We start from the raw sequence: 20,678 nt of genomic DNA, 5'->3' as shown, positions 1-20,678 counted from the left end.
CATCAGTTCTCCTTGCCGTCCACGTGGTCCGTCCGTGTCAGCCCGCGCGAGGCGAGCAGCACGACAAGGAAAAGTGCGGTCATTGCGAAACCGATGACGATGGCGGTCAGGACGAGCGCCTGTGGGACCGGATCGGTATATTGCGCAGCCTGCACATCGATGCCGCTGTCGAGCACGGGCGCCGCATTGGTGCGCAGACGCCCCATCGAAAAGATGAAGAGATTGACGGCATAGGAAATCAGCGACAGGCCGATTGCCACCTGAAAAGTGCGCGGGCGAAGGATGAGCCAGACGCCCGATGCCATCAGCACGCCGATTGCCAGAGCAAGAACGAGTTCCATCAGTTCTCCTCCTTCGTGGCGGCGAGCTTTTCCACACGGTGCTTGCGCAGCGACTGGTGCGCGAGAGCGATCAACACCAGGACGGTGGCGCCGACCACGAGCGAGAAGACGCCGAGATCGAACAGCAGGGCGCTGGCTGTCGGCATTTTTCCGACATACGGTATTTCCGTATATTGAAAATAGGTCGTGAGGAACGGATAGCCGAAGAACCATGAACCCATGCCCGTTGCGGCGGCCAACAGCAGGCCGAGCCCGATCCAGCGCAGCGGCAGGATGCGCAGCCGATCCTCGACCACGCGCGCGCCGGATGCCAGATATTGCAGCAGGAACGCAATTGCGAGCGTGATACCGGCAGCAAATCCGCCGCCCGGCAGATCGTGGCCGCGCAGGAACAGATGCACCGCCAGCACGATGATGACCGGGAACAGCCATTGCATGATGACGGACGGCACGGCCAGATAATCGGCCAGTGTTTCACCGGCCTTGCGGTCGGGCGCTGCCTCGTCATAGGCATCCTGAATCTTCTGCTGGGCCGTCGATCCGGTCGTATCGGGCGCAGGGCGGAAACGGCGCAGGAGCGCAAAGACCGTCAGGCCCACAATGCCAAGGACCGCGATTTCGCCAAACGTATCGAAAGCGCGGAAATCGACCAGAATGACATTCACGACATTCTTGCCGCCGCCGCCCGAATAGGCGTTCTCGAGGAAATAATCGCCGATGCTGCTGGGCGACAGGCGCGTCATCACTGCATAGGCGATGACGGCCACGCCCGCCCCGCTGCCGATGGCAAGCAGCAGATCGCGATAGCGGCGGATGCGCGGGCCGATCTGAACGGGAAGCGGATCGGGATCTTCCCAACGCTTCGGCAGCCAGCGCAGCCCGAGCAGCAGCAGAACGGTGGTGACGATCTCGACCAGCAACTGCGTCACGGCCAGATCGGGCGCGGACAGCCAGACGAAGGTGATGCAGGTGATGAGCCCGGCCCCGCCGAGAAGGATCAGCGCGGCCAGCCGGTGATATTTGGCCTGATAGGCGGCACCGATGGCGCAGGCGCCGCCCAGCACCCACAGCCCGGCGAAGATCGGGTCCACCGGCTGGGTGCCGAGCGAGCCTTTCTGCAAACCGGCAGCGAAAAGCGGCCAGGCAGCCGCAAGGACGGCGATTGCAACGACGATACGCAGCTGCGGCTGCAGACGGCGCGTGCTGAGGAAGGCCTCCGCCTTGCGCGCCCAGTTCCATGACAGCGTCACCAGAACGCGCTCGAAAATGCGCTGTCCCTGCAAGTGCCGGAAGAAGGGCGGGCCGTCTTCACTGGTCGCAAGATAGTTCTTCAGCATCCAGTGCAGCAGAATGCCGCCGATCATGGCAATGATACTCATCATCAGCGGCAGGTTGAAGCCGTGCCAGACGGAGAGGCTGTATTCCGGCGTTGCCCTGCCCAGCACCGACAGGACAGCCGAATGCAGGAACGGGCCGATGGACAGGCCCGGAACGATGCCGATCAGAAGGCAGAGCAGGACCAGAAGCTCGATGGGAAGGCGCATCCAGTGCGGCGGTTCATGCGGTTCGCGCGGCAGGTCGTGCGGCGGCGGCCCGAAGAAGGTCGAATAGATGAAGCGCACGGAATAGGCGACGGTGAAGATACCCGCAAGCGTGGCCACGTAAGGCGTGATCGTATCGAGCCAGGAGGCCATGTGGGTTTCGACCGCTTCGGCGAAGAACATTTCCTTGGAAATGAAGCCGTTGAGCAGCGGCACGCCCGCCATCGCGGCACTCGCCACCATGGCAAGCGTTGCCGTATAGGGCATGGGGCGCAACAACCCGCTCAGCCTGCGCATGTCGCGCGTGCCGGTTTCGTGGTCGATGATGCCCGCCGCCATGAACAGCGACGCCTTGAAGATCGCATGGTTGACCATGTGGAAAATTGCGGCCACAGCGGCAAGCGGGCTGCCGAGGCTGAGCAGAACCGTGATCAGGCCGAGATTGCTGATGGTCGAATAGGCGAGCAGGCCCTTGAGGTCCTGCTGGAAGACCGCGAAGAAACTGGCGATCAGGAGCGTTATCAGACCGGCCGAACCGACGATCCAGAACCACTCCTCCGTTCCGCTGAGGACCGGCCACAGGCGCGCCAGCAGGAAGACGCCCGCCTTCACCATGGTTGCCGAATGCAGATAGGCCGAAACGGGCGTCGGCGCCGCCATGGCGTTGGGAAGCCAGAAATGGAACGGAAACTGCGCGCTTTTGGTGAAGGCGCCGAGCAGGATCAGGATGAGCGCCACGCTGTAGAGCGGGTGCGTGCGGATGATATTGCCGGCGGCGAGAACCGTATCGAGATCATAGCTCCCGACAATATGGCCGAGGACCAGAACCCCCGCCAGAAGACAGAACCCGCCCATGCCCGTCACGGTCAGCGCCATGCGCGCGCCGTCGCGGGCGCTGGCATTGTGATACCAATAGCCGATCAACAGGAATGAGAAGGTGCTGGTCAGCTCCCAGAACACGGCAAGCAAGATCAGATTGCCGGACAGAACCACGCCGAGCATCGATCCCATGAAGGACAGAAGAAACGAGAAGAAACGCGGAACCGGATCTTCGGGCGACATGTAGTAACGCGCATAAATGACCACCAGCAGTCCGATGCCGGTGATGAGCATGGCGAAAAGCCAGGCAAAGCCGTCCATGCGGAAGGTGACATTGAGACCATAGGCCGGGAGCCACTCCACGGTGCCGCGCAGCACCTTGCCGTCCGACACGACGGGATAAAGGCTCGCGGTGACGATAAAGGCGACAAGCGCGATCGCTGCCGTAAACCAGGCCGAACCGCTGCGATCCGCCCCCCGGAACAATCCGGTTATGGCGCTGCCGAGAAATGGAAGAAGGACAAGCAGGAAAAGCATTCTGCCGTCCATCGTCATGCGCCACAGGCCTCCCAGCCGAAATCAGGGTTGATCCGAAGCAGGCACCGCTCAAGAAAACAGCAACAGAATCGCTCCGGCAAGTTGTAGAGAGGAATCATATATTCCGATGGCGTCATTATGACCGGCCACGGAACATTATGGCAATAGCTTTCAATGGCTTATCGTATAGATTTGAATCATTTTATCGTTCCGCGCGCCAGAAAATCTATAAATTATCGACCGCTTGAAACCGCAATGTCTCATCCCCGGCCATATTGACCTGAAAATCTTTCAGGCCGATGACAGAGTTCTTCCCGCCGTGCGCCGCAAAAGCGCTTTATCCTTCAAGCAGCATTGTCGACAGGCTTTCAGCCTGAACGCGAATATCCGGCACGGCTGTCACTTCCCAGAATGCACCTTTCGTGACCGGCCCGAGCGCGAAAAACGGGCCGGACGGCTCACCGCGCGCATTGAGAAGCTGGAGGTCATGCGTGACGTCGAAACCGAGATCGAGTGCATCCGGCCGGGCCAGACCGCGCTCCATCAGGCCGATCAATGCCGCATTGCGGGTCGTCGAAAACCGCGGATTGCCGCCCCGGCAATCGATGACGGTCGCCACGCGGAGCCGTTCCTGCTTATCCATGTGCCTCGGACGATAGACGACTTCAATTCCGTCGCCTTCATCACGCACCGAAACCAGATGCCCCGCCGCGATTTCAAGTTGGCCGCTGTTCACGGCAGCCTCGATGCGATCGGCGACCGCGGGAGCCATGCGGTGCCGGTGCACGTCCCACCACGGACGCAAGTGACGCAGGAAACCGCGGCGCTGCGATATCGGCAACCCGGCCCAGATATGCTGCGTATGCGGGCGCAGGCCATCCATCACGCCGCGCCAGCCGGAACCGGTCCTTTCCGCCTCTGCCATCATGGCGCGCACGCGCCGCACAAGTTTTGACAGGCCCAGCGATACGGGCAGATCGTCTGCCCCGATCGGAAAGGTTTGCGCCGGAACGTGACGCGCGGGCAAAAGGCCCCGACGCGAAATCGCATATATCCGGGCACGATGGCCGCGATCGAGCAACGACAATACGCTGTCGACCATCGACAGGCCCGTGCCGAATATCGCGACCGGGGCATCTGCCGGCACGTCGAAATAGCCATTGCTCGACCAGTATTCCGTGACGAGCTTTCCCGATTTCGCGATGGCCGCCTCATTGCCCGTAGCAAGGATGACCGCATCGGCAACGACAGTCTCGCCGGTCCCGGTGATGACCGCCGGCCTGCCCTTGTCCAGCATCACGTCGACAATGCCTGTCCGTTCAACGGCAAGACGCGGCGCGTCCGCGCACATATAGGGCGCGATCAGGTGCTCCAGATAGGCGCGGTAGAATTTGCGCGGCGCAAAACTGTGCGGCTCCCACTGATCGCCGGGGGCGGAAACCGTGCTCGACCGCAGCCAGTTCAGGAAATGGTCGGGCTGATCGGGAAACGCACTCATATTGCTGGCGCGGACATTGAGAAGATGGCCGGGATTTTCCGTCGCATAAGCGATCCCTGCCCCCAGCCGTTGCGACCGCTCGAAAAGGCGCACGGTCGATTCTGGCGCGCGCCGAAGCAATTGTACAGCAACGATGATGCCGCTCGCTCCGGCTCCGATGATGATAAATGACTTCAAACTATCGTGACCTCGTCCCATTTCACGACAACGACACGGGAATCGTGCCGCCAGACACGCGGGTAAAATCCCACTTTTTTTGTTAGGTTCCAATATGCGCGCGCCGTTGTAAACCCCATAATGCTGCGAGTAACGCGGCTGTCGCGGTGCGGGCGCTTATCCGGTGTCGGCGGGGTTTGAAATCGATCTGTAAACAGTCAATGCTGACTTGTCTGCGATCGTTGACAGTGTGTTTCGCAATTGTGGGCTGGCGTCTGCGGCGCGGATCACAATATTTTCCCCAACATCACCCGTGAGGCTGTTTCGAGACTCCCGAGCCGGACAGCCTTCAAGACCGCTGAAACACAGGATTGAATCATGAATAACGCCCTGCTGAATTCCATCAAGAAGCGCCGCACGCAGTATGCCCTGGGCAAGTCGCTGCCGCTTTCGAACGAAGATGTGGCCGAACTGATCCGCGAAGCGGTCAAGCACACGCCGTCCTCCTTCAACTCGCAGAGCTCGCGCGCCGTGATCCTGTTTGGCGCCGAGAGCGACAAGCTGTGGAATATCGTGAAGGAAACGCTTCGCCAGATCGTCCCGGCCGACGCTTTTGCGCAGACGGAAGCCAAGGTCAACAGCTTTGCTGCCGGCGCCGGCACGGTTCTGTTCTATGAAGACCAGAATGTCGTCAAGGGCCTTCAGGAAAACTTCCCGCTCTACGCCGATAACTTCCCGGTCTGGTCCGAACAGTCGGGCGGCATGGCGCAGCATTCGGTCTGGACTGCGCTTGCCAATGCGGGCATCGGCGCCAGCCTTCAGCACTACAACCCGCTGATCGATCAGGAAGTGGCCAAGACCTGGGATGTTCCCGCCTCGTGGAAACTGCGTGCGCAGATGCCGTTCGGCTCGAACGAACAGCCTTTCGGTGAAAAGTCCTTCATGGACGATGCCGACCGCTTCAAAGTATTCTTCTGATCACCTGATTGGACGAAACGGCAAAGCCGGAGGAAAACCCCTCCGGTTTTTGCATTTATACAGTAAAATAATTCTCCAAGCCATTGTTCATAAATGAAAAATTTCCGGTACGCAGAGGCTTCGAGACGAGACGCGATCATTGATCGATAGTGCGGAAAAATCAGCCGGGACGGTGCGCCTTCACGACCGCCGGATCGGTATCGATACGCCCTGCCCCGATGAGGTCGAGACAATAAGGCACCGCCGGAAAGATGGCCTGCAAGGTCATGGCGATGGATGCCGGTTTGCCGGGGAGATTGAGAATGAAGCTCCTGCCGCGGCTGCCTGCCGTCTGGCGGGACAGGATTGCGGTCGGGGTCTGCTCAAGGCTGACGCGGCGCATCAATTCGCCGAAGCCGGGCAGTTCCTTGTGCAGGACGGCCTGCATGGCTTCCGGTGTCTCATCGCGCGGGCTCGGCCCCGTGCCCCCCGTTGTCAGGATCAGGTCGCAGGCTTCATTGTCGCAAAGATCGACAAGCGTGTCGCGCACCGATTCCATGCCGTCGGGGATGACGCGCCGGATCGTTTCATAGGGCGTGACAACCGCGCCCTTGATCCATGCCTCCATGGCCGGGCCGCTCAGATCTTCATATTCCCCGCGGCTTGCACGGTCGGAAACAGTAACAAAACCGATCTTTATCATCACATCCTCACGTTAAGTTCCGGCCGACCTTATAGGCGCTAGCCGGTTCGATGTGAAGGTTTGCCATGCCCGAATGAAAACGCCGCCCGAAGGCGGCGTTCAGCACGGAGCGGAGTGGAAAAATTACGGCGTGACGTCGAAGCCGAACCACTTTTCCGACAAGCGCTTGATCGTGCCGTCAGCCTTTGCGGCTTCAATGGCTTGATCGAACATCGCCTTCAGCTCTTTATCGTCCTTGCGCAGGCCGACGGCAACGCCACGGCCCAGAATGCCGCCCTTGAAGAACGGGCCGGTCATGACGATGTCTTCGTTGCCCGGCTTCTTGGCCGCATCCGCGAGATAGGCAAGCGACGCCACGATAAGGTCGACACGGCCAGACTTCAGGTCGAGGTCGTGCTGCTCGGTGGTCTTGTACTCGCGGATGTCGATACCGTCCTTGAAGTATTTGTCGAGAAGCGTCAGGCCGAGCGAAGCGGTCTGGACGCCGACCGTGCGGCCCTTGATCTCAGCCGATACATCGTCGATCGCCTTCTGGGCAGCCGCTTCATCCTTGGCCAGATAAAGGGTTTCGCCGGTGTGCGGCAGCTTTGCATAAGGGCTGTCCTTCAGCGTCGCGAAGGTCTGCGGCGTCAGGCCGTAGGAAATCGAGAAGCTGATAGTTTCTTCGCGCTTCGGCGTAGCGGTCAGGCCGGCCATGATCGCATCGAACTTGCCGGCATTGAGCGCCGGGATGATGCTGTCGAATGGCTGGGCGACCATCGTGCACTCGACCTTCATGCGGGTGCAGAGATCCTTGTAAAGCTCGACTTCGAAGCCATCCAGCGAGCCATCGGGCCTGGTGAAATTGTAGGGACGGAAAGCGCCTTCGGTGGCGATGGTGATCTTCGTCCACTTCTTTTCCTCGGCATGGGCCGGGATGCTCGTCAGAGCAAGGGCGGAAATGAACACGGCTTTGAAAAGTCCGGTGGTCTTCATTGCGGTTATCCTGTTGCGGTTGTTTCTGTCCGGTCTCCCGGAACACAGAATTCTTGTTGGTCAGGCAGCGTTCTCGTGGCTGATGAACTTGCGGAAACGTTCCGACTTCGAATTGCCGAACACGTCTTCCGGCGCACCGTCTTCCTCCACCAGTCCCTGATGGAAAAACACGACGCGGTTGGAAACATCGCGCGCGAAACCCATTTCATGGGTCACGACCAGCATGGTGCGGCCTTCTTCGGCAAGACCGCGCATGACGCGCAGCACTTCACCGACCAGTTCGGGATCAAGCGCGGAAGTCGGCTCGTCGAAAAGCATGACCTTCGGCTTCATCGCCAGCGCACGGGCAATCGCGGCGCGCTGCTGCTGTCCGCCCGAAAGATGGGCCGGATAGAAATCGCGCTTGTCGGCAATGCCGACCTTGGCCAGCAGGGCTTCTGCTTCCGCCACGCATTCCGCGCGCGGGCGTCCCTGCACATAGATCGGCGCTTCGATGATGTTTTCCAGAATGGTCTTGTGCGACCACAGATTGAAGCTCTGGAACACCATGCCCAGTTCCGAACGAATGCGCGAAACCTGCTTCTTGTCCGTCGGATAGGCCTCGCCCTTCGAATTCTTCGCCATGCGGATGGTTTCACCCGAAACCGTGACCGTGCCCGACGTCGGAATTTCCAGAAGATTGATGCAGCGCAGGAAGGTCGACTTGCCGGAACCGGACGAACCGAGGATCGAAATGACCTCGCCCTCACGGGCTTCGAGCGAAATGCCTTTCAGCACCTCATTTTCGCCGAAGCTCTTGCGCAGCTTTTCGACTTTCAGCGCCACCGGTGCATTGGGAGAGATGATTTTGCTCACGATGATTGTCCTTCGGAGGAAAGCTTGACGACCGGCTGGCGCAGATAAGGGGTGAGCCTGTATTCTGCGAACATCAGCGCACGGGTCAGGACGAAGTTGATGGCAAGGTAGATCGCACCGGCGATCACGAAGATTTCGATCGCCCGATAGCTCTCGGCGATCAGCTTTGCCGCGATGCCGGTCACTTCCATGAGCGTGATGATGGAAGCAAGCGAGGTCGCCTTGATCATCGATATCATCTCATTGCCGTAGCCCGGCAGCGCCTGACGGATGGCAAGCGGCATGACGATGCGGCGAAAACATGTGAAGGACGACATGCCGCAGGCTTTGGCCGCCTCGATCTGGCCGTGCGGCACCGACAGCAGGCCGCCGCGGATGATCTCGCTCGCATAGGCGGCATTGTTCAGTGTCAGCGCGATGATCGCGCACCAGTAGGGTTCACGCAGGATTGGCCAAAGAAACGAATAGCGGATGGCCGGAAATTGGCTGAGGCCGTAATAGATGATGAATATCTGCACCAGAAGCGGTGTCCCGCGGAACACGAAGACATAGATGCGGGCGATCCAGTCCAGCACCCTGACGCCCGACAGGCGCATCATTGCCAAAAGCAGGGCCAGCATGGCGCCCAAAACGATGGACGTTGCCGCAAGCTTCAGGGTCAGCGGCACGCCGCCCAACATCTGGAAGAAGGCATCGGAATACAATTCAAGGTTCATTTTGCCCTCCGGACGCCGCGCGAGAAGTGCCGCTCGGCCAGTTGCAGAAGCCCGCCGGAAACCGACGAAATCAGCAGGTAGAGCGCACCGGCAATGAGGAAGAAGTCGAAGGGCAGTCCCGTCGAGCCCGCGCCGATCTGTGCCTGGCGCAGAAGTTCGACCACACCGGCAACCGACACAAGGGCGGATTCTTTCAGCGACACCTGCCAGGCATTGCCAAGCCCCGGCAATGCGTGACGCAGCGCGAGCGGCGCGATGATGCGGCGAAATTTCAGCATCTGACCCATGCCGCAGGCCGTTGCGGCTTCGATCTCGCCCCTGGAGACGGCCCGGAATGCACCGCGGAACACTTCGGTATGGTGCGCACCGCAGGAAATGGCGATCGCCAGCACACCGGCCAGAAAGCCCGGAAAGCCGATGAAACCTTCCGCGCCGAAATATTTGCCGAGCGCCGTGACTGCCGCGCTGCCGCCGAAATAGAACAGATAGATGACGAGAAGGTCCGGAATGCCGCGAATGATCGTGGTGTAGCCGTCGGCGACGGCGCGCAGCGTGCGCCCGCCGGAAATCTTCGCCCAGGCGGCCAGAACACCGATGGCGGCGCCAAGCAGGAAGCCCAGAACGGCAAGCGCGACGCTCACCAGTGCGCCCATCATCAGCACATAGCCCCAGCCGTCCGGCCCGAAGCTCAGAATATCGAGAAAGCCCATCTGCTTCATGATGCGTCAGGCCCTGTTGGGATTGGGAGATTGAATGTCATTTCAATTTTCGAAATCTGTCTGTCCGCCCGCATCATTTTGCGGTTTCGGGCAGAGCGGGTTGAACGCTGTCCGGTATGGGATCGACGAAAACGGTTCCGCCGAGCCGTATTCGCGATCCTGTCTTGTTTTCTCGATCTTAGCCGGATGTTGGCTGTCCGGCAAAAGAACTGCCGAACCTGTCTCAAGCTTCGATTTTTGATGATGCTGATAGAACCGGGGCCCGGCTCTCGCAAGGGCAGATCGTGGATGCGACGCGAATTTGCGTCTTTTCCGGCAGTTTTATGCCCGCAATTCGCGCATCCGCACCAGTACATCCGATTGAAACCGGCTGCCGCCTTCCATTTCCCTCCCTTGACCCCGCAGCTGTACCGAGCGTTACCCGAGGCCGATGGCGAAGGATAGCCGTGATAGTGCTCAAAATTATCGTGAATTCCTGCAATATGGGAGGTTTTCCCGACAAATTGCCGATATGTCTGCTGAAATGGGGAAAGATATTCATCCGATTCATCGAATTACGGGCCAAGCTTCTTGACCCGGAACTGAAACCACGATCATCGTCAGCCATGCGTATTCTGCTCGTCGAAGACAATCTCACTCTCGCAAACTGGCTGGCAAAAAGCCTGCAACAGTCGAATTATAGCGTCGACACCGTGCACGACGCGGGCGACGCGGAACAGGCACTCGCCTTCACCCGATATGATCTGGTGATCCTCGATCTCGGCCTCCCAGACAGGACCGGGCTTGACGTGCTGGAACATATTCGTGGCCGGGGCAATGAGGTTCCCGTCATCATCCTCACCGCCAATGCAAGTCTCGACGGGCGGATTCGCGGCCTCGACGCGGGGGCCGACGATTATCTGGCAAAGCCTTTTGAGCTCAGCGAACTGGAAGCGCGCATCCGCGCGCATTTGCGCCGCGCGAGCCAGAAGACCGCCCCGGTGGTGAGCTGCGGCCTGCTGCGTTTCGACACCAACACCCGGCTTTTCTCCCTCTGCGATGACCCGCTGTCACTGGCGCCTAAGGAACATGCGGTTCTGGAACAGCTTCTCAGGCGGATCGGAACCACCGTCAGCAAATCGGCGCTCGTTCAGGGCATCTATGATTTCGACAGCGAGACCGACGAAAACGCCATTGAGATCTACATCCATCGTCTGCGCAAAAAACTGGAAGGCAGCAAGGCCGAAATCGTGACCTTGCGCGGGCTCGGCTATCTGCTGCGCGAAGCGATTTGAGATGACACGGCTGTTTCCCCGCCTTTCCCGAAGCCTGCGCGCACAACTTGTGTCGTGGATCGTGATCCCGCTGCTCGTTGTCGCCGGGATCAATCTGTGGACCGCATGGCGCGCCTCGGAAAACATGGCCGGCATCGTGTCCGACCGGATGCTGACGGCTTCCGCCCGCGCCATCGGCGAAGCAACCGCCGCTTCACACAATGCCATCGATGCCGTCATTCCGCCGGTGGCGCTGGAGATGTTTTCAACGGGATATGGCGACCGGGTCTATTATCGCGTCGAGACGTCCGACGGGCATCTGCTGGCGGGATTTCCCGATTTGCCGAAACCGGCCGAGATCGCCAATTACGACCCGCTCCATTATAAGGGCACCTATCGCAATCATCCCTTGCGTCTGGTCGTCCTGCGCCACCCCGTTGCCGCACCGCCCGATCTGCCGCAGGCGGTCGATGTGGTCGTGGGTGTCACGCTTGCAGGCTATACAGCCATGCAGCGGGACCTGTGGCTGAACTCCGTGCTGGAGCAATCGCTGCTCATCGTCGTGGCCGGCGCCCTGTCGCTGTTGGGCCTGCGCTTTGTGTTGCGTCCGCTGATCCGGCTTCGCAATGAAGTCCGCAATCGCACTTCCGAGCTGGAGCCTTTCGATCCGCAGACGGTCCAGAGCGAACTTCGACCGCTCGTCACGGCGCTGAACCAATATATGGAACGCGTGCGCAGGCAAATGTCGGCACAGCACCGTTTCATCCAGAATGCGGCCCATCAGTTGCGCACGCCGCTTGCCACGCTCTCCACACAGGCCAGCTTCGCTGAACGGGCAACCGATGAACACGACCGCAGGGACGTTCTGGCAGGCATCAAGAACACGGCCATGCAGCTATCCAGGCTGGCCGGACAATTGCTGACGCTGTCGCGTGCCGAACCGGGCAGCAGGCGCCCGCGCGCCGACCGTGTCGATCTTGCCGAAGCAGGACAGCAAATTCTGGAAAGCCTCGCAGGCAAGGCATTCGCCCGCAGGATCGATCTCGGCTTCGAGCTCGAAGTGCCGAAAGCCGTCATTTCCGGTGATGGCACGATGCTGCGCGAGATGATCGTCAATCTGGTCGATAACGCCCTCACCTATACGCCCGAAGGCGGCAGGGTAACACTTGCGGTCGATCGGGATGGGCAGGTAATCCATATCCGGGTCGAGGACAATGGGCCCGGCATCCCGATGAGCGAATATGAACATGTTTTCGAACGTTTCTATCGTGTGCCGGGCACGGTCGCGGATGGAAGCGGGCTCGGCCTTGCCATCGTGCGCGAGGTCGCGGATGCGGCGGGCGGCCATGTCGCGCTTTCGCAAACGAAAGGCGGCGGGCTTACGGTGACTGTCACCCTGCCCGCCGCCTGACGCAATTGGCTTTACCCGGCTATCAGCTTCCCTGTTCGGAAAGCGCCTGCGGACGCCATTTCACCAAATGGTTTTCGACCAGTGTGATGACGTATTCCACCACAAGCGCCAGAACCGCCAGAATGACCATGGCTGCAAAGACGCCATTGGCATTGAACGTGCCCTGTGCCGTTGAAATCATCAGGCCGACGCCCTTCTTGGCACCGAGAAACTCGCCGACGACCGCGCCGACGAGCGCGAAACCGAAGCTCACATGAAGGCTTGCCAGAATCCAGCTCATGGCCGACGGCACGATGACGGTGCGTGTGATCTGCGATCGCGATGCACCCAAAATCTGCGCATTGGCAATCAGCGCGCGGTCGGCTTCGCGCACGCCCTGAAACGCATTGGCGAAGACCACGAAGAACACCATGACGACGGCGAGCGCCACCTTGGAGGCCATGCCAAGGCCGAGCGCGATGATGAAGATCGAACCCAGCACGACGCGCGGGATGGAATTGGCGATCTTGATATAGATCGAGAACACGTCGGCGAGGAACTTGTTGCGGCCAAGCAGGATGCCGCAGATGACGCCGCCCACCGCGCCGATCAGGAAGCCGAGCGCGGTTTCCTCAAGCGTGACGATGATCTGTTCGGAAAGCGGCCCCTGTGAGGTGCCTTCCGTGATCCATATCCATATCTGGTCGGCAATGCCGGAGGGACTTGCGAAGAAGAATGGATCGATCAGGCCGGTGCGCGCACCCAGTTCCCAACCGCCCAGAACGGCGACGAGAATGGCCAGGCGCACGAGGATGACCACCGTGCGGCGGCGGCGCATATCGGCGCGAAACTTTGCTTCGGTGCGTGCAAGTTCGTCACCGCTTGCATTGGCCTGCAAATTTGCTGACGCGGAGAGAGTTTGGGTTGTCATATCGTTTTCTCCGATGAGAGCGCATCCCGGAAAGTGTGAAACGGTTTTCGGACAAGATGCGCGGTTCAAAACAAACCATTAGAGCGCCGATCTGATTTATCAGATCGAAATGTGCTCTAGTTTCCGTTCGCCAGTGCGCGCTTCTGGCCGATCTGCACTTCCTCGCGCAGATCGTCCCAGATGACCTTGGCGATATCGACGAACTGGCTGTCATAGCGGATGTCCTCCATGACGCGCGGACGCGGAATATCGATGTCATAGACGCTCTTGACCGTGGCCGGACCGGCGGTCAGCACATAGACCTTGTCGGCCAGCGCAATGGCTTCCTCAAGATCATGCGTGACGAAGATGACGGATGCGCCGGACTGCTGCCAGAGATCGAGCAATTCACCCTGCATCAGCGTACGCGTCTGCACGTCGAGCGCGCTGAAAGGCTCATCCATAAGCAGGATTTTCGGCTCGTTGATAAAGGTCTGCGCCAGCGCCACGCGCTTGCGCATGCCGCCGGACAATTGATGCGGATAGTGCTTTTCAAAGCGGGCCAGGCCGACACGGGCGATCCAGCTGCGTGCCTTTTCATAAGCCTCTTCCTTGCCCATGCCGCGGTAGCGCGGACCGGCGCTCACATTGTCGATGACATTGAGCCAGGGAAAAAGCGCATCCGCCTGAAACACGAAACCGATATCGGGGCTAATGCCTTCGATGGGCTTGCCCATCAGGCGAACCTCGCCGGCACTCGGCCTTGCAAGGCCGGTCACAAGATTGAGCGTCGTCGACTTGCCGCAGCCAGTCGGGCCGACGACACAGGCAAATTCACCTTGCGCGACATTCATCGTGAAATCGCGCAATGCCGTCATCATCTTGCCATCCGGGGTGACGAAACGGCGGGTCACATTGTTGAGCGCGATTGCAGCAGCTTTCTCACGCGCAATGGTTTTAGGGGCTTCCATCAGCATGGGGTCCTCGCGGATATGCGGCACCGCCCGCGCGCAATACTTTGTTATTGCGCGCCTGCAATGCGGTTGAATTTGTTGAAGGCAGCGGGACTGACGTTCATGCGAACGTCAGTCGAGCGGCTTACTTCGCAGCATCGAGCGTTGCGTTGGCCTTGTCCACGAACTCGGTCGTGAAGGTCTTCGACAGGTCGACCTGCTTTTCCTGAAGCGGCTTCTTGAAGGTTGCCAGAACCTTGAGCACGGTTTCAGGGCCATCTTTCGGCATCCGGCCATCCGGCGTGTACTGCGCCTTGCCCTCGGCAAGTCCCTTCACATAAAGGTCCTTGTCGCCGACATAGTAATCCTTGGGCATCTGGTCGGCGATTTCCTCGGCGCTGTGCGAAGCGATGTAGCGCATGGTCTTGACCAGAGCATTGGCAAGCTTCTGTGCGTCTTCCTTATGCGTCTCAAGCCAGGCGCTCTGCACATAGAACGATGCTGCCGGATAAGGCCCGCCAAGCGCCTCGATGGTCTTGTCCGGCGTGCGCATATCGACCAGCACCTTGGCATCGCCGCTTTTGAGCATATTGGCGACAGTCGGATCGGTGGTCATCCCGGCCTGCACGGCATCCTGCTTGAACGCGGCAATGAATGTATTGCCCGCTCCGACCGGCAGCAGCGTGTAATCGCCCTGCTTCAGGCCATTGCGCATGGCAAGATACTGGGTCAGGAAGTCCGTGGAAGAGCCCAGACCCGTGACGCCCAGCGTGTGGCCCTTGAAATCGGCGGGCGACTTGATCGCATCGGCATATTTGCTGGATACCAGCTCCACCTCGCCCGGCGCCTGGCTGAACTGAACGATGGACTGGATGAACTTGCCCTTCGATTGCAGGTCGATCGTGTGATCGTAAAAACCGACGACGGCCTGGGCCGCACCGGCCAAAAGTTCGTTTTCCGCATCCACGCCGGCGCGGCTGTTGATCAGCTCGACATCAAGACCCTCATCCTTGAAATAGCCGAGCTTTTCCGTCAGCACTGCGGGAAGGTAAATCTGCTTTTCCATGCCGCCCACGATCACGGTCAGCTTTTCGGCATGGGCCGCGCCTGCGCCAAGCACCATCGCGCCGCCAATAACGGCCGCGCCAAACAGATGACGGCATGAATTGATAGAGATTTTCATTTATGCTCCTCCGAGAGCTCCTGTCGACCCGGCAAAGCCGGGCCCCTCCTGATCCCGATTCCTCAATCGGTCTTGAATGGTTAGCGCAGGCAAGCTTTCAACCAGCTTTCAACGCCCTTATAGCGGGCTTTCAGGCCCGGCGACGCGAAAACCGGAGATTATCTCCATCTGTGTTCGAAATCACCGGATTACCAGAAACACTATCGTGATCCGCCCGAGGTCGCTGTCATGAAACGATCTGTTGCATTCCCTCGAATTTGGGGCTTCAATCAGAAAAACGGGGGAGGCGACCATGCCATTTCGCGGCACCAGATATCAGGGAACATACGCGCCGGACGATCTTCATGTGCTTCAGGCCGCCTTTAATCGTTGCTGCCTGTTGCTGGAGCATTGTGTCATCACCCACGAAAGCAGGGAAGCGCTCGCACGCGCGATCATCCGGGCCTATGAATCCGGCGAACATGACCCGGACAAGATTGCCGAAATGGTTGCAAGGCTTGAACTTGCGCGGGTCTGATGCGCTTCTCGTCGAAGCCGCGACACGTCACGCTTGCCAGAGAGGGCGCGGGCCGAATAGTTTACATAAACGAAACAATTGCAGGTTATAAGACTTTGCAATCGGCTGTCCTTCAGTATAGCGGATCGCAAGACTTTGTAGGCCTTCGAATGGAACGATCTGTCCGTCTGCCATCTGCGGAATGCAATAGAATGCCGTTTTCGAGAGATTATTACTTCGGACGTTTCAAGGCCGTTGAGCTGGAACAGCTCCAGGCGGCTTATGTGAAGTCGTGCGAGGCGATGGCACGTTGCCCGATCACCTCACCGCACAAGGATGAGATGGCCCGCGAAATCATCCAGATTTACGAATGCGGCGTTGTCGATGCAGACAGGATCGCGGAATTGATGGTGCAGATCGCCGCAGTCAAGCCGCGCCCGATGAGCGAACAGGTGCTGGACAGCGTGACAGCGATCCAGACCAAAATCGCCTGAACCGATATTTCGGCATTGAAAGACCCGGATGCGAAAGCCGCATCCGGGGCTTTTTGTTCAGCGCTGCGCGACCGGGCGGACGAGCGGCGTCACGCGGCGGATCGTGACACGGCGGTTCTCCTGTTCGGCGGCTTGCGTGCGAATTTTCAGGAAGCGTTCGCCATAACCCTGCGTGACAAGGTTTTCTGCCGGAATGTCATAAACTTCCGTCAAAAGGCTCGCGACCGATTCAGCGCGCTTGTCGGAAAGGACAAGGTTGGACCGATCCGATCCGACGGCATCCGTGTGCCCTTCGATGAAGAAGGTTTCGCCGGGGTCTTTTGCCAGCACCTTCTGCATGGCGGTCGCAACCTTGCGCAAGGTCTTGGCCTGCGACAGCGAGACTTCGGCACTGCCCGTCGCGAAGTGGATCGTATCCAGATCGATGCGACGCACCTTGTCGCGCAGGCGGGCGGAATGGCGAACCTCGTCGATTGTATAGACACGTTCCACGCGTTCGACCGGCGGCTGGGCAAGGAAATCATAGAAATCGCGATCCGGATCGTCCGCTACATCGATAATGTAATCCCGCACCGGAATGGTCAGGCGCATGGGCGGCAGTTCATAACCCACATCCACGATCGAGGCGCGCGGATTATCATCATATTCGGGCGCATAGATCATCAGATATTCATTGCCGTCCCGGTCGATACGGGAACGCTGGAGAATGTCGCCGTAACGATCATAAACCGTAACGATCTGGTATCCGCCGGGACGAACGATGGTTTCGCGGGTGCGCCCGCGCGGCAGTTCGTCGTAATAGGTCCGCTCCGCATCGCGGCGCAGCCTCGGACGGTCATCGCCGCGAACAAAAATGCGGTCGCCCACATCGAGAATGACGCGATTATCCACTTGCTCGACCACTTTGACGTTCGCAACATTATTAGTCACATTATTGACCGTAGTGTTGTTGACGACCGTATTGTTCACCACCGTATTGTTGATGATGTTGGTGGTTTCCGGCACGGCAAAAACCGGGGCTTCCTTGATCCGGGTGCCCTCTTCCTTGAGATTGGCCTCGATCTTCTGCGGGAGCGCAGCCTTGACCGCCTCGGGAATGGCGACCTGGGCCGCCGCATCGTTTGCGGGCGGCGGAGCATTTTCCTCAGCCGAACGCTGCTGTTCACGCTGCTTGCGGCGTTCCTCGCGCGACTGGGTTCCGCCGGAATTGTCGGCATCCTTGTCGCTGTCGAGAATGGCTGCACCATTTTCAACCGGCAGGACAACCGTATCATCCGTCCTGGCCGGGTCTTTTGCAATCTCCTGCTTTTCCTCGGTCGAACGCTGGTCGACAATCTTCGGTGCCGGTTCTTGCTGACCTTCGGTTGATTGGGGCTGCTCGACCGGCTGTGCGGGCTGCGTCTCCTTTTTCGGCTCTTGCGCTGCTTTCGGCTCTTGCGGCGGGACTTCTTCGGGATGCTCCACGATGGACTCTTCCGCTGGCTTCTTCTGCGGCGGCGTTACCGGAGATGTTTGTGCCGGTTGTTCGGCTGGCTTTTCCGCTTCCTGTGCCGGAGCTTCCTTCACAGGCTGTTCGGCCTGTTTGGCTGGTTCTTCCGATACAGGCTTTTCAGGTTTGGCTTCCGGCTGCGCTGCCGGCGCTTCTTCTACCGGCTTCTCGACGACCGGCGCGGGCTGTTCCTGCGGCTCAGCCGCCTTGCGTGCTGCCTCTTCATCCCCCTTCTTCTGTTCTTCGGCCCGGCGTAACTCCTCTTCCGCAGCCTTCTGCTGCTGGTCACGCTGACGCTGGGCTTCCTCTTCGGCTTTTTTCTGCTCGGCGGCCTGTCTCGCCTGTTCCTCAGCCTGCTTCTGCGCTTCGCGCTCGGCGGCTTTCTGCTGTTCTTCCGCCCGGCGTAACTCCTCTTCCGCAGCCTTCTGCTGTTGTTCACGCTGACGCTGGGCTTCCTCTTCGGCTTTTTTCTGCTCGGCGGCCTGTCTCGCCTGTTCTTCAGCCTGGCTCTGCGCTTCGCGCTCTGCTGCCTTCTGTTGCTCCTCGGCTTGCCTCTGCGCTTCGCGTTCGGCGGCCCTCTGCTGTTCTTCCACCTCACGCTGTTGCTGTTGCAACAATTCGTCGGAGGGCTGTCCTCCGCTTTCCTGCGCAAGCAGGATTGGAGCCGTCGGCGTCTCCGCCAGTACGGGTTGCGCGAAAATGGAGGCCGACAAAACCGGCACGGCAACAGTCGCAAGAAGCCTGGAACGAATAGACATAAATCCTTCTCCTTCCGGAAAGCGGAATCGATATGCGTTTTGTCCGCAGATCTGCGGGGAACGACGCCGTAGAGCCGAAAGCGGTATCCATCGAATTGGGACAAATTCCGGCGATTTCACAAATCCGTTATCGCAATCCACATGAACGCAGGCTGAACCCAGGCGTTCCCAGAGCTACAAGATTTGCCGCATGCGCCGGGCCAGAAGTTCGATACCCTCCGCAATGCGGTTGATCGGAATGGAGGAATAGGCGATGCGGAAATAGCGGCACGGCCGGTCATCGCTCCAGAAGAACGGCGAGCCCGATTCGATCAATACGCCATCCTCGCGCAGATCGCGCGCAAGCTTGTCGGCATCCATGCCTTCCGGTCCTTCGATCCAGAATGCCGTGCCGCCGAAACCCGACTTGCCGGCGATTTTCAATCCTTCGCGATCGAGAGCCTCGATCATGACGATGTGACGCTTGTGATATTCGATCCGCATTCGGTGGATGACCGCATCGTAATGGCCAAGCGCCAGAAAATAGGCCGCTGTTCGCTGCAAATGGCCAGGCGGATGGCGCAACATGAGCGCGCGCAGCGCCCTCGCCTCGCGGATGACAGGCGCAGGCGCAACCAGATAGCCGAGCCGAAGTCCGGGAAACAGCGACTTGGAAAAGCTGCCCACATAGAGAACGCGGCCATACTGATCGAGCGATTTCAGCGCCGGTGTCGGCGGCTGGAGAAAGCTCATCTCGAATTCATAATCATCCTCGACGATGACGAAATCGCGTTCGGCTGCCGCCTCCAGAAGCGCAATACGCCGCGCCCGCGGCATGGTGGCGGCGGTCGGGGATTGGTGGCTGGGTGTCACGAAGACCGCATCGATGCCCTCCGGCAGCAATTCCGGCGGCAAGCCGCCTTCATCGACATCCAATGCCGTCACCCGTGCGCCGGTCAGATGCAAAGTGGCGCTGATATCGGGATGACCGGGGTTCTCGCACACGACATGCGACCGCCTGGTCAACAAGAGGTGGCTGATGATCCAGAGCGCATTCTGCGCGCCGACCGTGACCAGAATTTCGTCCGGTTCGGCGCGTATTCCGCGGCTTGGCAGCGTGCGCGAGCGGATATAGTTGACGAGTTCCACATCGTCGGCGGCAGCGAAATCGCCTGCCATGAGGATGAAATCCTCGCGCGCCAGAGCGCGCCGGGCACAATCGCGCCATGCGGCGAGATCGAACAGGGTCTGGTCCATCTGGCCATAGAGAAACGGGTATCGGTAACGCCGCCAATCGAGCGGCTTGCGGATCGTCTTGGCAATATTAAAACCCTGCCGCAGCTTTGACGACCAGTCCACGGCGATATCGGGCGACTGCGGATTATTCTGGTCTGGCCGGCTGACCGGCGGCTTTGCGGCCACGTGATAGGCACTGCGGGACCGCACCTCCAGATAACCTTGCGAGACCAGCTCCTGATAGGCGAGCGTTACCGTCAGACGGGAAACCTTCAGATAATCCGCAAGGCCGCGCGTGGATGGCATGCGCGCGCCCGGCAATACTGCGCCGGACAGTATAGAGGATACCGTCGCTTCACGGATTTGCGCCTGCAATCCTGTATTTCGTTCTCCATCTATGAAGAAAATCGTTGGAGAAACGGCATCCAAATTTCCACCCCATTAGCAAATCAGAAAATTTCAACCCGGTCTGCGTCAGTTTTTCTTTTTATGGCTCCACTTGGCAATAGTGTTTCTTCTTTCTGTTTCTCCCCGTGGAATAATTTCGACGCTAGAGTTGGCGCGTGCCCGCATTTTGGGGAACGCCATCTCGATTGCCAAACTGGACTTATTGACTATTCCAACTGGATATAAGGCAAATTTGATGAGATGGCTATCGTTCGTAACCGGAACTGGAGATTGGCGGAAAACGCCAGCAGTCGTGACCAAGTCAGGCATGGT

18 protein-coding genes are annotated in these 20,678 nt (G+C 59.3%); 5 read left to right on the top strand and 13 right to left on the bottom strand.

Going from position 1 to position 20,678, the window contains the following annotated elements:
* Window positions 1-2 precede the first annotated feature (2 nt).
* The 3 genes from AVM02_RS08860 to AVM02_RS08850 all read right to left on the bottom strand — a co-directional run bounded on the left by AVM02_RS08860 (window position 3) and on the right by AVM02_RS08850 (window position 4,913).
* The gene (locus AVM02_RS08860; protein ID WP_411506603.1) at window positions 3-341 is read right to left on the bottom strand and encodes a Na+/H+ antiporter subunit C; all 339 of its coding nucleotides are present in this window, start codon (window positions 339-341) and stop codon (window positions 3-5) included.
* Window positions 341-3,256, bottom strand: coding sequence for a monovalent cation/H+ antiporter subunit A (locus AVM02_RS08855; protein ID WP_411506602.1), 2,916 nt, complete (start codon window positions 3,254-3,256; stop codon window positions 341-343). The genes AVM02_RS08860 and AVM02_RS08855 overlap by 1 nt, the downstream gene beginning before the upstream one ends.
* Before the next feature lie 319 nt (window positions 3,257-3,575).
* The gene (locus AVM02_RS08850; protein ID WP_411506601.1) at window positions 3,576-4,913 is read right to left on the bottom strand and encodes an FAD/NAD(P)-binding protein; all 1,338 of its coding nucleotides are present in this window, start codon (window positions 4,911-4,913) and stop codon (window positions 3,576-3,578) included.
* A gap of 357 nt (window positions 4,914-5,270) precedes the next feature.
* Between AVM02_RS08850 and AVM02_RS08845 the strand changes: the two genes are divergently transcribed.
* A complete protein-coding gene (locus tag AVM02_RS08845; protein ID WP_411506600.1) occupies window positions 5,271-5,870 on the top strand; it encodes a nitroreductase family protein in 600 nt (199 codons plus the stop codon).
* A gap of 160 nt (window positions 5,871-6,030) precedes the next feature.
* Here AVM02_RS08845 and mog read toward each other — a convergent pair whose 3' ends face one another.
* The 5 genes from mog to AVM02_RS08820 all read right to left on the bottom strand — a co-directional run bounded on the left by mog (window position 6,031) and on the right by AVM02_RS08820 (window position 9,817).
* A complete protein-coding gene (gene mog / locus AVM02_RS08840) occupies window positions 6,031-6,549 on the bottom strand; it encodes a molybdopterin adenylyltransferase (protein ID WP_411506773.1) in 519 nt (172 codons plus the stop codon).
* Window positions 6,550-6,675: 126 nt separating this feature from the next.
* The gene (locus tag AVM02_RS08835; protein ID WP_411506599.1) at window positions 6,676-7,527 is read right to left on the bottom strand and encodes a transporter substrate-binding domain-containing protein; all 852 of its coding nucleotides are present in this window, start codon (window positions 7,525-7,527) and stop codon (window positions 6,676-6,678) included.
* A 60-nt stretch (window positions 7,528-7,587) separates the two neighbouring features.
* Window positions 7,588-8,382 carry an ABC transporter ATP-binding protein gene (locus AVM02_RS08830; protein WP_411506598.1) on the bottom strand — a complete coding sequence of 265 codons (795 nt, stop codon included), beginning with the start codon at window positions 8,380-8,382 and terminating at the stop codon, window positions 7,588-7,590.
* Entirely contained in the window at window positions 8,379-9,098 is a 720-nt protein-coding gene (locus AVM02_RS08825) for an ABC transporter permease (protein ID WP_411506597.1), read from the bottom strand. Before AVM02_RS08825 ends, AVM02_RS08830 begins: the two co-directional genes overlap by 4 nt.
* On the bottom strand, window positions 9,095-9,817 hold the full coding sequence (locus tag AVM02_RS08820) for an ABC transporter permease (protein WP_411506596.1): 723 nt from the start codon (window positions 9,815-9,817) through the stop codon (window positions 9,095-9,097). Before AVM02_RS08820 ends, AVM02_RS08825 begins: the two co-directional genes overlap by 4 nt.
* A gap of 605 nt (window positions 9,818-10,422) precedes the next feature.
* Between AVM02_RS08820 and AVM02_RS08815 the strand changes: the two genes are divergently transcribed.
* Window positions 10,423-11,091 (top strand): response regulator, encoded by a 669-nt coding sequence (locus AVM02_RS08815; protein ID WP_411506595.1) that lies wholly within the window; start codon window positions 10,423-10,425, stop codon window positions 11,089-11,091.
* A gap of 1 nt (window position 11,092) precedes the next feature.
* A complete protein-coding gene (locus tag AVM02_RS08810) occupies window positions 11,093-12,481 on the top strand; it encodes a sensor histidine kinase (protein WP_411506594.1) in 1,389 nt (462 codons plus the stop codon).
* A 22-nt stretch (window positions 12,482-12,503) separates the two neighbouring features.
* On the opposite strand, the gene AVM02_RS08805 is transcribed toward AVM02_RS08810, so the two are convergent.
* The 3 genes from AVM02_RS08805 to AVM02_RS08795 form a co-directional block, all read right to left on the bottom strand.
* A complete protein-coding gene (locus tag AVM02_RS08805; protein WP_411506593.1) occupies window positions 12,504-13,391 on the bottom strand; it encodes an ABC transporter permease in 888 nt (295 codons plus the stop codon).
* 116 nt (window positions 13,392-13,507) lie between these two features.
* On the bottom strand, window positions 13,508-14,347 hold the full coding sequence (locus tag AVM02_RS08800) for an ABC transporter ATP-binding protein (protein ID WP_411506592.1): 840 nt from the start codon (window positions 14,345-14,347) through the stop codon (window positions 13,508-13,510).
* A 121-nt stretch (window positions 14,348-14,468) separates the two neighbouring features.
* Window positions 14,469-15,506: an ABC transporter substrate-binding protein gene (locus tag AVM02_RS08795; protein WP_411506591.1), complete on the bottom strand. Its 1,038-nt coding sequence runs from the start codon at window positions 15,504-15,506 to the stop codon at window positions 14,469-14,471.
* Window positions 15,507-15,798: 292 nt separating this feature from the next.
* Here AVM02_RS08795 and AVM02_RS08790 point away from each other — a divergent pair, with 292 nt between their 5' ends.
* Complete coding sequence (locus AVM02_RS08790; RefSeq protein WP_411506590.1) at window positions 15,799-16,023, top strand: hypothetical protein; 225 nt, start codon at window positions 15,799-15,801, stop codon at window positions 16,021-16,023.
* Window positions 16,024-16,214: 191 nt separating this feature from the next.
* On the top strand, window positions 16,215-16,496 hold the full coding sequence (locus tag AVM02_RS08785) for a hypothetical protein (RefSeq protein ID WP_411506589.1): 282 nt from the start codon (window positions 16,215-16,217) through the stop codon (window positions 16,494-16,496).
* A gap of 57 nt (window positions 16,497-16,553) precedes the next feature.
* On the opposite strand, the gene AVM02_RS08780 is transcribed toward AVM02_RS08785, so the two are convergent.
* Window positions 16,554-18,743 carry an OmpA family protein gene (locus AVM02_RS08780; protein ID WP_411506588.1) on the bottom strand — a complete coding sequence of 730 codons (2,190 nt, stop codon included), beginning with the start codon at window positions 18,741-18,743 and terminating at the stop codon, window positions 16,554-16,556.
* 174 nt (window positions 18,744-18,917) lie between these two features.
* Window positions 18,918-20,387, bottom strand: coding sequence for a PLP-dependent aminotransferase family protein (locus tag AVM02_RS08775; protein WP_411506587.1), 1,470 nt, complete (start codon window positions 20,385-20,387; stop codon window positions 18,918-18,920).
* Window positions 20,388-20,678: the final 291 nt, after the last annotated feature.

Source organism: Brucella anthropi (genome assembly GCF_046630315.1).
Classification (GTDB): Bacteria; Pseudomonadota; Alphaproteobacteria; order Rhizobiales; family Rhizobiaceae; genus Brucella; species Brucella anthropi_A.
The sequence above is the reverse complement of the archived record's forward strand: the minus strand, read 5'-3'. Positions and strand labels throughout refer to the sequence as shown.

Coding starts and splice junctions, on each gene's coding strand:
- AVM02_RS08860 (WP_411506603.1), bottom strand. CDS start 341: ATGGAACTCGTTCTTGCTCTGGCAATCGGCGTGCTGATGGCATCGGGC.
- AVM02_RS08855 (WP_411506602.1), bottom strand. CDS start 3,256: ATGACGATGGACGGCAGAATGCTTTTCCTGCTTGTCCTTCTTCCATTT.
- AVM02_RS08845 (WP_411506600.1), top strand. CDS start 5,271: ATGAATAACGCCCTGCTGAATTCCATCAAGAAGCGCCGCACGCAGTAT.
- AVM02_RS08835 (WP_411506599.1), bottom strand. CDS start 7,527: ATGAAGACCACCGGACTTTTCAAAGCCGTGTTCATTTCCGCCCTTGCT.
- AVM02_RS08825 (WP_411506597.1), bottom strand. CDS start 9,098: ATGAACCTTGAATTGTATTCCGATGCCTTCTTCCAGATGTTGGGCGGC.
- AVM02_RS08820 (WP_411506596.1), bottom strand. CDS start 9,817: ATGAAGCAGATGGGCTTTCTCGATATTCTGAGCTTCGGGCCGGACGGC.
- AVM02_RS08815 (WP_411506595.1), top strand. CDS start 10,423: ATGCGTATTCTGCTCGTCGAAGACAATCTCACTCTCGCAAACTGGCTG.
- AVM02_RS08810 (WP_411506594.1), top strand. CDS start 11,093: ATGACACGGCTGTTTCCCCGCCTTTCCCGAAGCCTGCGCGCACAACTT.
- AVM02_RS08805 (WP_411506593.1), bottom strand. CDS start 13,391: ATGACAACCCAAACTCTCTCCGCGTCAGCAAATTTGCAGGCCAATGCA.
- AVM02_RS08800 (WP_411506592.1), bottom strand. CDS start 14,347: ATGCTGATGGAAGCCCCTAAAACCATTGCGCGTGAGAAAGCTGCTGCA.
- AVM02_RS08795 (WP_411506591.1), bottom strand. CDS start 15,506: ATGAAAATCTCTATCAATTCATGCCGTCATCTGTTTGGCGCGGCCGTT.
- AVM02_RS08790 (WP_411506590.1), top strand. CDS start 15,799: ATGCCATTTCGCGGCACCAGATATCAGGGAACATACGCGCCGGACGAT.
- AVM02_RS08785 (WP_411506589.1), top strand. CDS start 16,215: ATGCCGTTTTCGAGAGATTATTACTTCGGACGTTTCAAGGCCGTTGAG.
- AVM02_RS08780 (WP_411506588.1), bottom strand. CDS start 18,743: ATGTCTATTCGTTCCAGGCTTCTTGCGACTGTTGCCGTGCCGGTTTTG.